This is a genomic window from Pseudocolwellia antarctica (assembly GCF_049933045.1).
In the GTDB taxonomy this organism is placed as follows: Bacteria; Pseudomonadota; Gammaproteobacteria; order Enterobacterales; family Alteromonadaceae; genus Pseudocolwellia.
On sequence record NZ_CP187926.1, the window covers coordinates 1,013,361 to 1,028,427 of the forward strand.

The 15,067-nt window shown below is 35.2% G+C and carries 15 protein-coding genes; 5 read left to right on the forward strand and 10 right to left on the reverse strand.

Translation table 11 applies throughout. The features are described 5' to 3' along the window. Window positions 1-23: 23 nt before the first annotated feature. Together ACPUVN_RS04420 and ACPUVN_RS04425 are read right to left on the reverse strand one after the other, a co-directional pair. On the reverse strand, window positions 24-1,001 hold the full coding sequence (locus tag ACPUVN_RS04420; RefSeq protein WP_426370048.1) for a tetratricopeptide repeat protein: 978 nt from the start codon (window positions 999-1,001) through the stop codon (window positions 24-26). Then, window positions 961-1,476, reverse strand: coding sequence for a M48 family metalloprotease (locus ACPUVN_RS04425; protein WP_426370049.1), 516 nt, complete (start codon window positions 1,474-1,476; stop codon window positions 961-963). The genes ACPUVN_RS04420 and ACPUVN_RS04425 overlap by 41 nt, the downstream gene beginning before the upstream one ends. A 461-nt stretch (window positions 1,477-1,937) precedes the next feature. On the opposite strand from ACPUVN_RS04425, the gene ACPUVN_RS04430 reads away from it, so the two are divergent. Both ACPUVN_RS04430 and ACPUVN_RS04435 read left to right on the forward strand, forming a co-directional pair. After that, window positions 1,938-2,159 carry a sulfurtransferase TusA family protein gene (locus tag ACPUVN_RS04430; RefSeq protein WP_426357830.1) on the forward strand — a complete coding sequence of 74 codons (222 nt, stop codon included), beginning with the start codon at window positions 1,938-1,940 and terminating at the stop codon, window positions 2,157-2,159. Between the two features lie 8 nt (window positions 2,160-2,167). After that, window positions 2,168-3,253 carry an AI-2E family transporter gene (locus tag ACPUVN_RS04435; RefSeq protein ID WP_426357829.1) on the forward strand — a complete coding sequence of 362 codons (1,086 nt, stop codon included), beginning with the start codon at window positions 2,168-2,170 and terminating at the stop codon, window positions 3,251-3,253. Between the two features lie 166 nt (window positions 3,254-3,419). On the opposite strand, the gene purB is transcribed toward ACPUVN_RS04435, so the two are convergent. The 5 genes from purB to ACPUVN_RS04460 all read right to left on the reverse strand — a co-directional run bounded on the left by purB (window position 3,420) and on the right by ACPUVN_RS04460 (window position 7,960). Beyond that, window positions 3,420-4,790, reverse strand: coding sequence for an adenylosuccinate lyase (purB, locus tag ACPUVN_RS04440; RefSeq protein WP_426357828.1), 1,371 nt, complete (start codon window positions 4,788-4,790; stop codon window positions 3,420-3,422). Between the two features lie 47 nt (window positions 4,791-4,837). Continuing rightward, on the reverse strand, window positions 4,838-5,455 hold the full coding sequence (gene hflD / locus ACPUVN_RS04445) for a high frequency lysogenization protein HflD (protein WP_426370050.1): 618 nt from the start codon (window positions 5,453-5,455) through the stop codon (window positions 4,838-4,840). Between the two features lie 41 nt (window positions 5,456-5,496). Further along, window positions 5,497-6,651, reverse strand: coding sequence for a tRNA 2-thiouridine(34) synthase MnmA (gene mnmA, locus ACPUVN_RS04450; protein ID WP_426370051.1), 1,155 nt, complete (start codon window positions 6,649-6,651; stop codon window positions 5,497-5,499). Between the two features lie 63 nt (window positions 6,652-6,714). Further along, entirely contained in the window at window positions 6,715-7,203 is a 489-nt protein-coding gene (locus ACPUVN_RS04455; protein ID WP_426370052.1) for an NUDIX hydrolase, read from the reverse strand. 46 nt (window positions 7,204-7,249) lie between these two features. After that, window positions 7,250-7,960 carry a pseudouridine synthase gene (locus tag ACPUVN_RS04460; protein WP_426357825.1) on the reverse strand — a complete coding sequence of 237 codons (711 nt, stop codon included), beginning with the start codon at window positions 7,958-7,960 and terminating at the stop codon, window positions 7,250-7,252. A gap of 160 nt (window positions 7,961-8,120) precedes the next feature. On the opposite strand from ACPUVN_RS04460, the gene ACPUVN_RS04465 reads away from it, so the two are divergent. Further along, the gene (locus ACPUVN_RS04465; protein ID WP_426357824.1) at window positions 8,121-10,340 is read left to right on the forward strand and encodes an NADP-dependent isocitrate dehydrogenase; all 2,220 of its coding nucleotides are present in this window, start codon (window positions 8,121-8,123) and stop codon (window positions 10,338-10,340) included. A 448-nt stretch (window positions 10,341-10,788) separates the two neighbouring features. On the opposite strand, the gene cspD is transcribed toward ACPUVN_RS04465, so the two are convergent. Next, window positions 10,789-11,013, reverse strand: coding sequence for a cold shock domain-containing protein CspD (gene cspD, locus ACPUVN_RS04470; protein ID WP_304368159.1), 225 nt, complete (start codon window positions 11,011-11,013; stop codon window positions 10,789-10,791). Between the two features lie 215 nt (window positions 11,014-11,228). Here cspD and clpS point away from each other — a divergent pair, with 215 nt between their 5' ends. After that, window positions 11,229-11,549, forward strand: coding sequence for an ATP-dependent Clp protease adapter ClpS (clpS, locus tag ACPUVN_RS04475; protein WP_426357823.1), 321 nt, complete (start codon window positions 11,229-11,231; stop codon window positions 11,547-11,549). A gap of 30 nt (window positions 11,550-11,579) precedes the next feature. Then, the gene (gene clpA, locus ACPUVN_RS04480; RefSeq protein ID WP_426357822.1) at window positions 11,580-13,838 is read left to right on the forward strand and encodes an ATP-dependent Clp protease ATP-binding subunit ClpA; all 2,259 of its coding nucleotides are present in this window, start codon (window positions 11,580-11,582) and stop codon (window positions 13,836-13,838) included. A 144-nt stretch (window positions 13,839-13,982) separates the two neighbouring features. Here the strand turns inward: clpA and infA are convergent, their stop codons facing one another. Then, the gene (gene infA, locus ACPUVN_RS04485) at window positions 13,983-14,201 is read right to left on the reverse strand and encodes a translation initiation factor IF-1 (RefSeq protein ID WP_011043571.1); all 219 of its coding nucleotides are present in this window, start codon (window positions 14,199-14,201) and stop codon (window positions 13,983-13,985) included. Window positions 14,202-14,330: 129 nt separating this feature from the next. Next, window positions 14,331-15,032 carry an arginyltransferase gene (locus ACPUVN_RS04490; protein WP_426357821.1) on the reverse strand — a complete coding sequence of 234 codons (702 nt, stop codon included), beginning with the start codon at window positions 15,030-15,032 and terminating at the stop codon, window positions 14,331-14,333. Window positions 15,033-15,067 lie beyond the last annotated feature (35 nt).

A 15,067-nucleotide genomic window follows, 5' to 3' on the forward strand; every position in this document is an offset into this window, starting at 1 on the left:
TTAATTATTCAGCCTGTTTTATTTTATAATCTTTTCAGTTTTTCTTCTTGTTCTCTTAGCTGGAGTATTCTCGCTTTTAGACGCTTTTGAAACAAGGGGGTATCTTTAGAAAATTTAATTCCATTTTGTAATTCATCTATCGCTTTTGGATAAATACCTAATAATACAAAAACTTCTGCTTTAGCTGCATGCATAGAACCGACTTTATCTTGTTTTCTATAAATAGTTGTTAATAAGTCGTATGCAACAAAATGCTCGGGTTGTGCAATTAACAAGTCTTGTAAGATGTGACTGGCTTTATCTAATTCATTGGCTTCTTGTAAAACATTGGCATAGTTAAGAGCAACAATTTGATTATTCGGCATAAGCGAATTTAAACGGCTGAGTAAGGTGATGGCTTTATCAAATTGTTTAGTCTCTATATAAACATCTGAAAGTACATCAACATAATATAAATTATTAGGATCAGCTTTAAGTAAGCTTTCTAATATTTCTCTCGCTTTAATAGCCGACTTATTTTCATAATGAGAAAGGGCTAATCCATAAAGAGCCGCTTCTTTAATTTTGTATTCTTGTGTTCTTAATATGTCTTCGTACTTACTCACATTAGCTTTTGAATTGTTTTCGTATCGTGCAGTTATTCTTGCTTGCGTTAATTCAAAGGCTAAGCTTGGCTTAAGATTAACACTCGGGTAGTTTTGTGCTCTTATTCTCGCATCAGACACACGAGAGTCAGGTAATGGATGCGTTAATAACATAGCGGGTACTTTACTCACGTATCGGTACTGTTCAGCCATCTTGCCAAAAAAGTTAGGCGCGCCTTTTGGATCAAAGCCACTGTTTGCGAGTAAAGCAATACCGACGCGATCAGCTTCTTTTTCGTTGCCGCGTGTATAGTTAATACCTGCTTGTTGAGTTAAAGCGAGTGAGGTACTTAAAGCTGCCATTCCTAAACCAGGGTTAACCAAGGCGAGTAATATACCACTGGCAATACCTGCCATTGATAAAGATTGAGTTTCTGGTTTGTTCTTCGAGTCTTCGGGCTAAATGTCTTTGGGTAACATGGGATATTTCATGAGCAATAACTGATGCTAACTCACTTTCATCAGAGGCAGTTGTGATCAAACCACTATGTATGCCAATGTGACCACCAAAAAATGCAAAAGCGTTTAGCTCTTTTGAATTGATTATGAAAAAATCAAAAGCGTAATTAACATCGTTAGCATTTTTAACAAGTAAGTTGCCTAAGCTATTAATATATTCAATTAAAACAGGATCATGCAATATAGGTTGTGATGCACGTACTTGTCTCATCATTGCATTACCAATCAACTGCTCTTTATCTATAGATAAAGCACTAAAACCCGCTGCTCCAATTGAAGGCAACTTGTTTTTACTATTTTGAGCAATTGTAGGAATCGTAATTAAAGCTAGTGATAGCCCCATCGATAAGATTAATTTTTTTGTTTTTAACATACTGATAATTAAATTTTTTGATTTAACATTTACACTCGAAATAAATATTGAAATCAATAACCTCTAGTAATGTGTAGAAATAACAGTGCATCTATATTTTATAGCATATATACCTAGCTATTAGAGCACAATAATATCAAAATAAGTGAAAGCTTGTTGATGTAATTCGTATTGACTTCTATTGTTAAAAATATATTGCCTATACTTTTACTTTAAATGCAAAATTCTTCGTAACATTTGCATAATCGTTTTATTAAACGAGAACTTAAAAACATACTGTAATAATGAATAGACCTTGTAAATTACCTTTTTGTTACATTTGATTAAGGCGAATTTAAGTAAATTATTTATATATCCGACAAGTCTGTTATATGTTAACTTTTGTCATTGTTTATAAGTCTCATTTTCTATATTTTAGAGCGTCTTTTAAATATAAAACTAAAGGAGGTAAGTTAGCGTTTATGTTACATAAATACGATGCAACAGATGAAAAGTGTCCACTTCCTTTAGTTAAAATGCGCGTGATTTTAAAAAAAATGCAAATTAATGATAAATGTTTGATTAGTATTGCAGATAAAGGTTCAAAAAATGATATCCCTAAGTATTTAACACAAGCAGGATATCCATTCTCAAGTACAGTATCAGATAATGGTATTGTCGAATTACTGATAGAAAACAGGTAAGTTTATTTATGGTTCAACTTTTCACTAATTGGTATAAGCGCCACTTTTCTGATCCAAGTGCTATCGCATTACTGATGGTTTTAATTAGTATTTCATTGTTCGTGTATTTTTTAAGTCATCTTTTGATGCCTGTTTTTGTGGCTATTTCTATTGCCTTTTTACTCGACCTACCTGTAAACAAGTTACAGAAAGTGGGTGGTTCGCGTACGGGGTCAGTTACTATCGTGGTGTGTGCTTTTGTCACCTTAACGTTAATGACGATGTTAGGGTTAGTGCCTGTAATGTGGCAACAAACCAGTAATTTAGTACAAGAATTTCCACATATGTTATCTGAAGGACAAACGTATTTATTAACGCTTCCAGATAAATACCCTGAGATTGTAACGCCTGATCAAATTGAAAGTATGATCAAAATGGTGAATGAAAAACTAATAGAGTGGGGTAAAGTTATTTTAAAAGCTTCGTTAAATTCAATTTCGGATTTAGTGGCTTTAATGATCTACCTTATTCTTGTGCCTTTGATGGTGTTCTTCTTTTTGAAAGATAAAAAAGCCTTACTATTAAACATTACTAAGTTCTTACCTAAAGACAGAAGAATGGCGTTGCAAGTAGGCAATGAAATGAATCAACAGATCATGAATTACATTCGAGGTAAGGTTATTGAAATACTCATTATTGGTATAACCTCAACACTTGCCTTTATATTCTTAGGGCTTAATTATGCGGTATTACTTGGTGTGTTAGTCGGTTTGTCAGTGCTTGTGCCATTTGTTGGCGCTACTATTGTGACATTACCTGTTGTACTTGTAGCTTTATTTCAATTTGGTTTTTCGGCTGAGTTTGGCTATGTAATGATTGCCTACGGTATTATTCAAATGCTTGATGGAAATTTATTAGTGCCTTTATTATTTTCTGAGGCTGTTAACTTACATCCCGTTACTATCATTATCGCGGTGATCTTCTTTGGCGGACTGTGGGGCTTTTGGGGAGTGTTCTTTGCTATTCCGTTAGCGACATTAGTTAAAGCTATTTTAAATGCTTGGTCTTCCACACAAACAGAATTATCAGCAGAAAGTGAAACCGCCAAGGTGTAATTTAGAGTGTTAACTGACATCTGAGTTAACATGAATGAAATAGTTAATGTACTAGAAACAAAAAAGCTAAGTAATCATATTACTTAGCTTTTTTAATGTGCTTAATTTGTTATTAACTTAGTACTTAACGGTAGGCTTAAACTTAACGAAAAGCACCTTGCTTTAACTAGTCTAGTTCAGCAATAAAGCTGATAGCGCGACCAATATAAGACGCTGGAGTCATCAGTGCTAATTCATCTTTAGCTGATTGAGGCATATCTAATGTAGCGATAAACTCACGCATTGAATCAGCATCAACACGTTTACCGCGTGTTAATTCTTTAAGTTTCTCGTATGGTTTTTCAATGCCGTAACGACGCATTACCGTTTGAATTGGTTCTGCTAATACTTCCCAGTTTTTGTCTAATTCGTCTAATAATGCTTGTTCGTTAACTTGTAGTTTGCTGATGCCTTTTAATGTTGACGCATAAGCAATAACAGCATGACCAAAACCAACACCTAAATTACGTAACACAGTAGAATCTGTTAGATCACGCTGCCAGCGAGAAATAGGTAGTTTTTGTGCTAAGTGGCCAAATATAGCATTGGCAATACCTAAGTTACCTTCAGAGTTTTCGAAATCAATTGGGTTAACTTTATGTGGCATGGTTGAAGAACCAATTTCGCCAGCGACTGTTTTCTGTTTGAAGTGACCTAGTGCAATGTAGCCCCACATATCACGATCAAAATCAATTAAGATGGTATTGAAACGAGCAATAGCATCAAACAATTCAGCAATGTAATCATGTGGTTCAATTTGAGTAGTAAACGCATTCCATGTTAAACCTAAAGAGGTAACAAATTCGTTTGAAAACTGGTGCCAATCAACTTCTGGATATGCAGATATGTGAGCATTATAGTTACCTACAGCGCCGTTAATTTTACCTAACATTTCAACACTAGCAATTTGATCACGTTGACGTTTTAAACGTACGTAAACGTTTGCCATTTCTTTACCCATAGTACTAGGTGAAGCAGGTTGACCGTGAGTACGACACATCATAGGCATAGCTTGATATTCAACGGCTAAAGCTTTTACTTCAGCTAAAATTTCGTCAATAACAGGCAATAATACGGTTGTACGACATTCAGTTAACATTAAACCGTGAGATAAGTTATTAATATCTTCAGAAGTACAAGCAAAGTGAATAAACTCTGTTACTGCGTTTAATTCAGCGTTATCAGCAATTTTTTCTTTTAAGAAATACTCAACAGCTTTTACATCGTGATTTGTGGTTGCTTCAATTTTTTTTATGCTTAGTGCATCTTCTTCTGAGAAATTATCTACAATAGCATTTAATACAGCGTTTGCTTCACTACTGAAAGCTGGAACTTCAGCAATCTCAGCTGTTTCTGCTAATTTTTGTAACCAACGTACTTCAACAGTAACGCGGTATTTTATTAAACCAAACTCACTGAATATAGGACGTAAGGCTTTAGTTTTGCTGCCATATCGACCATCAACTGGTGATATAGCACTTAATGCTGAAAGTTCCATGATATTTCCCAAATTAAAATTAAATAGTATGTTTTAAAACAACAGCATTACGCTATTTGTTTTAGTAATGTTTCTGCGCATTCAACTATTTTTGAACGAGCAAATAAAATATTTCGACGTTTTCCGCCAACTTGTCTCCACAATACGGCTGAACGTATCCCCGCTAATAATAAAGCTCTAATTCTATGTTGATTGATTGGTTGCTTTAAAATGTCAGGCTCGCCAGCTACTTGGATTGGTGTGCCTAAAGGGCTGATGATGTCGCTGTAAATGCTGGCAATACTTGAGCTAAGTGTTTCGCTGTTTATTTCATAATGTGCTAACTGACGTTCACATTGTTCGATTCTGTCACCAAGGGCAGACATCTTTTGATTACTTTTACTTAAACGGCGCTCTAAAGCTAATAAACTCACTACGTATCGAGTCAGTTCAGGATCTTTGTTTTTAGATTTATTACCTAAATGCTGAACCAGTGTATTAAGACCCACTTTTAGGTTGGCAACGTCGTTACCATATACATCTAAAGTACTAGAAGGAGAGGTGTTCATTATGCTGTTAAGTAAGATGGTTAATTCTGCTTCATCTATTTGACCAGAACGAGATAACTTTTGAACCCAGTAGGCTACTTGGCATATGGCTGCTAATGTGAGAGTTTGTTCTTTCATTATAAATTCTATACTTTCTCTTGTGAGTCTTTAAAAAGCCATTAACGGATAAGTGTATTAATAATACCGCCACCTAGGCATATATCATCTTGGTAAAATACAACAGATTGTCCTGGAGTAACTGAGCTTTGTTGCTCATCAAACATAACTAGGTATTCACCATTAGCCATAGGAGATAAGTGACAAGCTACGTCATCTTGGCGATAGCGAGTTTTAACTGTACATTTAATTGGCTCATTTAATTCGTTTCTACTAACCAAATGTAATTGATTACCCACTAAACCTTTTGAAAATAGGCGAGGGTGATTATGTCCTTGACCAGCAATTAATACATTACGTATTAAATCTTTTTCAACAACATACCAAGGTTCTTCACCTGAGTTAGCTAAACCACCAATGCGTAAACCTTTACGTTGACCTAATGTGTGATACATCAAACCATCGTGTTTACCAATAACTTCACCTTCAGCTGATTCTATATTACCTGGTTGAGCAGGTAAGTATTGAGCAAGAAAGTCTTTAAATTTACGTTCACCAATAAAACAGATACCTGTGCTATCTTTTTTATTGTGAGTAATTAAATCAGCTTGTTCTGCTATTTCACGTACTTTAGGCTTTTCAATATTACCTACAGGGAATAAAGTTCTACCTACTTGTTCGTGACTTAAGGTATATAAAAAGTAACTTTGATCTTTGTTATCATCTAAGCCACGTAACATCGCCCATTTACCGTCTTGATATGCACGTTGCACATAATGACCTGTAGCAATGTAGTCAGCATCTAAATCTTCGCAAGCGAATTCTAAAAATGCTTTAAATTTGATTTCTTTGTTACACATAATATCTGGGTTAGGGGTTCTTCCTGCTTTATATTCAGCAAGAAAATATTCAAAAACATTGTCCCAGTATTCTGTAGCAAAGTTAATGGTATGAAGTTTTATACCTAATTTATCGCAAACAGCTTTAGCATCTTCTAAATCTTGAGCAGCAGCACAATACTCTTCGGTATCGTCTTCTTCCCAATTCTTCATGAATAAACCTTCAACCTGGTAACCTTCCTGCTGCAATAAATAAGCTGAAACTGAAGAATCAACACCACCAGACATACCAACAATAACCTTAGTTTCTGAAGGCGGTTTAGTAGACAGATCAATGTTATTCAATGGAGGCGTTTGTGTTGTAGAGTTTGTAGTCATCAAAAATTAAATCATAGAAAATAAGGCGCGCAATTATAGCATGTGTACATTTGAGTAAACAGACTAAATATTACTTTTTAATGTGGATAACGGTATTTTTTGTCCTAGCTTTTTATGAGCTAAGTAGTCTTCAATACATTGCAAAACCATAGGGCTTCTAAGCTCTGCTGTTCTGGATTTTATTTCTTCATAGGTAAACCAATGGGTGGCGATGATTTCATCATCTTGAGGAATGCCTTGGGCAAGGCTATTAACTTCAATTACAAAACAAAAACGCATGAAGTAAAGCGCTAAATCAGGTCGGTGATAATAATAAATACCATTTAAATATTGCGGCGAAAGGGAAAGACCTATTTCTTCTAAAATTTCTCGCTCAGCTGCAGCTATCAAATTTTCGCCCGATTCTATATGACCTGCAGGCTGGTTAAAGACTTTTTTACCATTCTCTAATTCTTCAACGAGTAGGTATTTATCTTCACATACAATAACAGCAGCAACAGTTGTATTGGGTTTGAATTGATCGTCACCATGAGCATTTGTCATAGAGTTCATGCTATACACCTTTTATTTAGATAAGTTTAAATTTACTTATAGCGTTTTAAATAAGGCTAAACTCGCCATTTTTAATGTTATTGATGTTGTATTGCCCAATAGAGTATCGGATAAGTCGTAAAGTAGGAAAGCCAATATGAGCCGTCATTCTACGTACTTGTCGGTTTCTGCCTTCTTTTATTGAAATACTTAACCATGTTGTTGGAATGTTTTTACGTTCTCTTATTGGCGGATCTCTTGGCCAAATATCAGGTTCGTTCATCACTGAAACTTTAGCTGGCAACGTTAAACCATCTTTAAGGTTTACACCTTCTTGTAGCATTAATAACTGTGCTTGTGACGGTGCGCCTTCAACTTGAACCCAATAGGTTTTCTCTGTTTTTTGTTTAGGGTTAGCCAGTTTATGTTGTAGTTTACCGTCGTTAGTTAATAGTAGTAAACCTTCACTGTCTCTATCTAATCGCCCTGCCGCATATACCTCTTTCACATTAATATAGTCGGCTAAGGTTTTACGTTTTTGATCATCGGTAAATTGGCTCAATACGTCAAAGGGCTTGTTAAAAAGCACAATTTTACGTTCAGCCTCTGATAATGCTTTTACTTGAGGCTTAGCCGTTTTGTTTTGATTCCATTTTCCCGAGTACTTAGAACTTTTATTATTTTTATTCGTTTCGTTAACAGGAAGCTTACGCGAATTATTTCTTTTATTAGCGCTAGGTTGGCTAGTTCTATTTGTTATTTTTATGGGGTCATTCACGTAATTAATCTCGAATATTGAATTTATGATAGCGATAGCTATATTAAAGTATTTTTAAATCCGATAAAATGTTTCTAATTATTATTTTATTTTAAACGTGAAATGACTCATTTGATTTTCAAATGTTGTAATTTCAAGTCAATCTCGACTAGGACATTCAATGACTAAATCTAAGATTATTTATACTATTACTGACGAAGCACCAGCTTTAGCAACATATTCATTATTACCTATTATTCAATCTTTCACTGCATCTTCAAATATTGATGTTGAAACTCGTGATATTTCTTTAGCAGCTCGTATCATCGCTAACTTATCTGATTTCTTACCTGCTGAGCAAAAAACAGTTGATGCATTAGCTGAATTAGGTGAATTAGCAAAAACACCTGAAGCTAACATTATCAAATTACCAAACGTTTCTGCTTCTATTCCACAGTTACAAGCAGCAATCAAAGAACTTCAAGCTAAAGGTTTTGCTTTACCTGAATTTCCAGAAGATGCAAAAACAGATGAAGAGAAAGCGATTAAAGCGGCTTACTCTAAAGTTTTAGGTTCAGCTGTAAACCCAGTATTACGTGAAGGTAACTCTGACCGTCGTGCTCCTGGTTCAGTTAAACAATTTGCTAAAAACAACCCTCACCGTATGGGTAAATGGGCTGCTGATTCAAAATCACACGTTGCTCATATGACAAGTGGCGATTTCTACGGTAGCGAGCAATCAGTTACTGTTGCTGCTGCGACAGACGTTAAAATAGAATTTTTTGGTAAAGACGGTTCTACAAACGTATTAAAAGCATCTACTCCATTATTAGCTGGCGAAATTATTGATACATCAGTAATGAGCTCTAAAGCATTAAAAGCATTTTTAGCTGAGCAAATTGCAGATGCTAAAGCAAAAGGTGTTTTATTCTCATTACATTTAAAAGCAACCATGATGAAGGTTTCTGACCCAATTATGTTTGGTCAATGTGTATCTGTATTTTATAAAGACGTTCTTACAAAGCATGCAGCAACATTTGCTGAGTTAGGTGTTGATGTAAATAACGGTATTGGTGATGTTTACGCAAAAATTAAGTCTTTAGATGAAGCTAAACAAGCCGAAATTAAAGCTGACCTTGATGCTGTTTATGTTGATGCCCCTGCAATAGCAATGGTTGATTCAGATAAAGGTATTACTAACTTACACGTACCAAGCGATGTGATCATTGATGCTTCAATGCCTGCAATGATCCGTGGTGGCGGTAAAATGTGGAATGCTGCAAATAAAGAGCAAGACGCTAAAGCTGTAATTCCAGATCGTTGTTATGCAACGTTATATCAAGAAACTATCGAATTCTGTAAAGAAAATGGTGCATTTGACGTTACCACTATGGGTACAGTACCTAATGTTGGTTTAATGGCGCAAAAAGCTGAAGAATATGGTTCTCACGATAAAACTTTCCAAATGTCTGCTGACGGTGTTGTTAAAGTAACTGACGCTGCTGGTACTGTGCTTATGGAACAAAACGTTGAAGCTGACGATATCTTCCGTATGTGTCAAGCGAAAGACTTACCGATCCAAGATTGGGTTAAGCTAGCGGTTAACCGTTCACGTTTATCTGAAACACCAGCTATTTTCTGGTTAGATGAAAATCGTGCACATGATGCTGAAATGATTAAGAAAGTTAATACTTACTTAGCAGATCACGATACTGCTGGTTTAGATATTAAAATCTTATCTCCAGATGAAGCAACTCGAGTTACATTGAAACGTTGTAAAGATGGCCTTGATACTATTTCTGTAACAGGTAACGTTTTACGTGATTACTTAACTGATTTATTCCCAATCTTAGAATTAGGTACTTCAGCTAAAATGCTTTCAATCGTTCCACTAATGAACGGTGGTGGTTTATTTGAAACTGGTGCTGGTGGTTCTGCTCCTAAGCATGTTCAACAGTTTGAAAAAGAAAACTACTTACGTTGGGATTCACTAGGTGAGTTCTTGGCATTAGCTGCTTCTTTAGAGCACTTAGCACAAACTACTAATAACGCTAAAGCACAAGTACTTGCTGATACATTAGATTCTGCAACAGCTAAGTTTTTAGCTGAAAACAAATCTCCAGCTCGTAAGTTAGCGCAAATTGATAACCGTGGTTCACACTTCTACTTAGGTTTATATTGGGCACAAGCACTTGCTGCTCAATCAGACAATGCTGACTTAAAAGCAGAGTTTACTCCTATTGCTGCTAAGTTAACTGAACAAGAAGTAACTATTGTTCAAGAATTAAATGGTGCTCAAGGTCCAGCACAAGATATCGGCGGTTACTACTTCGCTGATGTTGCTTTAGCTTCTAAAGCTATGCGTCCTAGTGCAACATTAAACGCTATACTTTCTGCATAGTCTTCGTTTCAGAAATACTAAAAAGCTGAGTGTGAACTCAGCTTTTTTTTGTCTAAAATATACCTATTCCAATAATTAAAGCTGTAAGCCTTCTTAATAAATAACGCTAAACAATCACTTCAATACATTATTACAATAAAAGTCACTCTTAACCTCAACCTTAGCTTTAGCTCGATAAAATTAATTATTGATAGCGATCGTTAAGATCGTTAATAGGAATAGAAATAGGAATCTGCTATTTAGGGATGTAATAAATTCATCAATTTATTATTTAAATGGATATGGTTTTTTTGAGAATAGATTTTGTCTATATGTTGTTTTAATTTTTGATAGTGAAAATTGAAGTGATGTTATATGAAGCTTAGTTAAGTTAATAATAAGCCATTTTGAAATGAAAAAAGTCAGGAGGAACAAAACATAACCTAAAAGGTTTTATTCCCCCTATAACTTAATCTTCAGTAGGTTCGATATCTGTAGGGGTAATACTTGCTGCATGATGACCTTTAGGTCCTGCATCTATTTCATAATTAACGTCTTGTCCCGCTTTTAACGTGCGGTAACCTTCCATTTGAATAGTTGAGTAATGAGCAAATATATCTTCACCACCTTCTTCTGGGCGAATAAAACCGAAACCTTTAGCATTGTTAAACCATTTAACTGTACCCTGAGCCATACTTCTACATCCTTTTTTTTAAAATCAACTAGGTATATACTTGTCTTTCTTAAGCACCTTAAAAATCAAGTCGTGACTAAAATAACGTCACACTTAAATCCTAGAATACTTTGATTATTAGTCAAGTTATATTTCACTATTTTTTAACATGATTAAACATTAAAATAGTCTTAAAAATTACAGCAAAATTATTATCTACAGGCTAATATATAAATATGAGTAAATGGAAAGAGCTTACGGACAACCAAGAGCTACTTGAAGAAATTATTGAAATAGATAACGTGAAACCTCCGATGTATAACGTTATATTGTTAAATGATGATTATACGCCTATGGATTTTGTTGTAGAGGTGTTACGACTTTTCTTTAATATGGATTCAGATCGAGCAACAGATATCATGCTTGATATACATTATAAAGGTAAAGGTAGTTGTGGCACATTTACTGCAGAAATTGCAGAGACCAAAGTAAGCCAAGTAAGTAGTTACGCTACAGAAAATCAGCACCCATTAAAGTGCAAAATGGAAAAAGTGTAATGTAGTATGTTTTTGACAGTGGAGTAAAGTATGCTAAATAAAGATTTAGAAAGTTCATTAAACTTAGCTTTTCGTCAAGCTAAAGATTCTCGTCACGAATTCATGACGGTAGAGCATTTATTACTCGCATTATTAGATAACCCAGCCTCTATAGAAGCCCTAACAGCTTGTGGAGCAGATATTTCCATATTAAGTAAGGAATTACTTAGCTTTATCGGGGAAACGACTCCTGTCATTCCTGAAAGCGAATTAGAAAGAGAAACACAACCTACCTTAGGTTTTCAACGCGTATTACAGCGCGCTGTGTTTCATGTACAATCTTCAGGTAAAAGCGAAGTTAATGGTGCCAATGTACTTGTCGCTATTTTTAGCGAACAAGAATCACAAGCCGCTTATTTCCTTAAAAAATTAGAGGTTACGCGTTTAGATATCGTTAACTTCATCTCTCATGGCATTTCTAAAATTGAAAGTAATGAACCATTACATTCAGCAGAAGACGTTGATCAGAAAGTTGAAGAAGAAGCACGTACGATTGATAACTTTGCCGTTAACCTTAATGAAGAAGCATTAAAGGGCAATATTGATCCGCTTATCGGCAGAACAGATGAGCTTGAAAGAACACTTCAAGTACTGAGCCGTCGTCGCAAAAACAATCCGTTATACGTTGGTGAAGCTGGCGTAGGTAAAACGGCAATTGCTGAAGGTTTAGCTAATTTAATTATTTCAGACAAATCACCTGAGTTCTTAGTTGACGCAACTATCTATTCGTTAGATATGGGCGCCTTATTAGCAGGAACAAAATATCGTGGTGATTTTGAGAAACGTTTTAAAGCCGTTTTAAAAGAATTAGAAAATGATAAAAATGCCATTTTATTTATTGATGAAATTCATACAATAATTGGTGCAGGTGCTGCTTCAGGCGGCATGATGGACGCTTCTAACTTACTTAAACCGTTATTATCTTCAGGCAAGTTACGCTGTATTGGATCAACCACTTATCAAGAGTACAACAGTATTTTTGAGAAAGATCGTGCGCTTGCAAGGCGTTTCCAAAAGATTGATGTAGCTGAGCCAAGTGTTGATGATACAACTAAAATCTTACAAGGTTTAAAAGAGAAGTACGAAACCCATCACGGAATTCGTTATACCAACAAAGCGTTAAAAGCTGCAGCTCAATTATCGGCTAAGTATATTAACGAACGCTTCTTACCTGATAAAGCGATAGATGTTATTGATGAAGCAGGTGCAAAACAACAACTAGTTGCTGCATCTAAACGTAAAAAAATCATCAACAATACCGATATTGAAACCATTGTTGCAAAAATGGCGCGTATTCCAGAGAAGTCAGTATCTTCAACAGAAACTAACAGTCTTAAAACGCTAGATAGAAACCTTAAGATGGTGGTTTTTGGTCAAGATCATGCCATTGATGAACTGACATCTGTTATTCGTTTATCTCGTGCTGGTTTAGGTAATGAAGAGAAGCCGATTGGTTCGTTCTTGTTTGCTGGACCTACAGGTGTCGGTAAAACAGAAATTACGCAACAGCTAGCGAAAACCTTAGGTGTTGAATTGCTACGTTACGATATGTCTGAGTACATGGAGAAACACGCAGTAAGTAGACTTATAGGCGCTCCTCCAGGCTATGTTGGTTATGAGCAGGGCGGTTTGTTAACTGATGCTGTTCTTAAACACCCACATTCAGTAGTTTTACTTGATGAAATTGAAAAAGCGCATCCTGATGTGTTCAATATTCTTTTACAAGTTATGGATCACGGAACGTTAACTGATAACAATGGACGTAAAGCTGACTTTAGAAACGTTATTATTGTATTAACGACTAATGCTGGTGTTACTGAAACAACTAAGCAGTCTATTGGTTTTAAACAGCAAGACACGAGTTTAAATGCAATGGATGAGATTAATAAAGTATTCTCACCAGAGTTTCGTAACCGTTTAGATAACATTGTTTGGTTTAACCATTTAGGCACCGATATTATTCATCAAGTTGTTGATAAGTTTATTGTTGAACTTCAAGCGCAATTAGATGAAAAAGGTGTATCTTTAGAGCTTTCAAAAGCAGCCAAAGATTGGTTAGCTGAAAAAGGCTACGATAAGAATATGGGTGCACGACCTATGGCTAGACTGATTCAAGAACATTTGAAGAAGAACTTAGCGAATGAGTTATTATTTGGTGATCTTACCAATGGCGGCGTTGCTAAAGTTGATGTGAAGAAAGACAAGCTTGTTATTCAATGTGAATCGAAGAAAGAGCTAGTAGAGCATTAATCTGAGTTAGCGTTGTTGCATTTAATACCAATCGAGTAAACTAGCTTCATTCGATTGGTATAAAATATAGATTAATTCTTAAATTTCAGACAAATAAAAGCCCAGTTGTAATCAACTGGGCTTTTTAATTGTATTATAAAGTTATTATCTTGCGCGGAAGATAATACGACCTTTAGATAAATCGTATGGAGTTAACTCAACAGTAACTTTATCACCCGTTAATATACGGATATAATTTTTTCTCATTTTACCTGAAATGTGTGCAGTAACTACATGGCCATTTTCAAGTTCAACTCGGAACATAGTATTTGGCAACGTGTCTAAAACAGTGCCTTGCATTTCAATATTTTCTTCTTTCGCCATTGGGCGTAAAACCTCTAAAGTTGATCTACCGTCAATTGCAATGTGTCTAATTCGAAACGGTCTAATTAATGATGTATAAAAAGCTGCGCAGATGATGCCGAATTGAGCGCCTAAAGTAAAGCGAATGTGCTATTTATTTGTTGTTATCCATCTATTTTCTATTAATTCTTGGTATGGATAGTACTTATTTTTGTAATTCATTTTTTGGCAACTATCAATTTGATAACCTAAATATAAATATTCTTTCTTATGAAGTTTAGTAAATTTTATTTGATTGAGTATCGAAAACACGCCTAAACCTTTTGTTCGATAATCAGGATGATAAAAAGTATAAACAGCTGAAAGGGCGTTACTTAATACATCGGTAACGGCAACTGAAATCAGAATATCTTCATCCCAAGTTTCAATAAATAGTTGTTCAGATACACTACTTTTAGTGAAGGTTTCATACTGCGCTATAGTGGCAGGAAACATGCTGCCATCGTGATGTATGGTATTAATATAATTTTCGTATAACGTGTAATAGCCTTCTTTAGGCTCGTTAGATATTTTTAAAACATAACCTTTGTTTTTATTAAGTAAACGTTTTTGACTTTTTGATAGGCTGAATAGTTCAGGGATCACTCGAATAGATTTACATGCTTTGCAATTGATACAATGAGGTCGGTAAATTTGATCACCGCTGCGTCTAAAGCCGTTTTCCATTAACCAAGAGTATTGATCAGTGTTATGTAATCGCTCATCTACAGCCACAAGCAGGCGCTCTTCTTCATCAGGTAAATAATTACAGGTGAAAGGTTGAGTTATTCCGAATTTATAATCGTCAGACATATAATAGACCTAGTTTTGGGGCTGTGATCTTTCAA

Coding starts and splice junctions, on each gene's coding strand:
- ACPUVN_RS04420 (WP_426370048.1), bottom strand. CDS start 1,001: ATGGCAGGTATTGCCAGTGGTATATTACTCGCCTTGGTTAACCCTGGT.
- ACPUVN_RS04425 (WP_426370049.1), bottom strand. CDS start 1,476: ATGTTAAAAACAAAAAAATTAATCTTATCGATGGGGCTATCACTAGCT.
- ACPUVN_RS04430 (WP_426357830.1), top strand. CDS start 1,938: ATGTTACATAAATACGATGCAACAGATGAAAAGTGTCCACTTCCTTTA.
- ACPUVN_RS04435 (WP_426357829.1), top strand. CDS start 2,168: ATGGTTCAACTTTTCACTAATTGGTATAAGCGCCACTTTTCTGATCCA.
- purB (WP_426357828.1), bottom strand. CDS start 4,790: ATGGAACTTTCAGCATTAAGTGCTATATCACCAGTTGATGGTCGATAT.
- hflD (WP_426370050.1), bottom strand. CDS start 5,455: ATGAAAGAACAAACTCTCACATTAGCAGCCATATGCCAAGTAGCCTAC.
- mnmA (WP_426370051.1), bottom strand. CDS start 6,651: ATGACTACAAACTCTACAACACAAACGCCTCCATTGAATAACATTGAT.
- ACPUVN_RS04455 (WP_426370052.1), bottom strand. CDS start 7,203: ATGAACTCTATGACAAATGCTCATGGTGACGATCAATTCAAACCCAAT.
- ACPUVN_RS04465 (WP_426357824.1), top strand. CDS start 8,121: ATGACTAAATCTAAGATTATTTATACTATTACTGACGAAGCACCAGCT.
- cspD (WP_304368159.1), bottom strand. CDS start 11,013: ATGGCTCAGGGTACAGTTAAATGGTTTAACAATGCTAAAGGTTTCGGT.
- clpS (WP_426357823.1), top strand. CDS start 11,229: ATGAGTAAATGGAAAGAGCTTACGGACAACCAAGAGCTACTTGAAGAA.
- clpA (WP_426357822.1), top strand. CDS start 11,580: ATGCTAAATAAAGATTTAGAAAGTTCATTAAACTTAGCTTTTCGTCAA.
- infA (WP_011043571.1), bottom strand. CDS start 14,201: ATGGCGAAAGAAGAAAATATTGAAATGCAAGGCACTGTTTTAGACACG.
- ACPUVN_RS04490 (WP_426357821.1), bottom strand. CDS start 15,032: ATGTCTGACGATTATAAATTCGGAATAACTCAACCTTTCACCTGTAAT.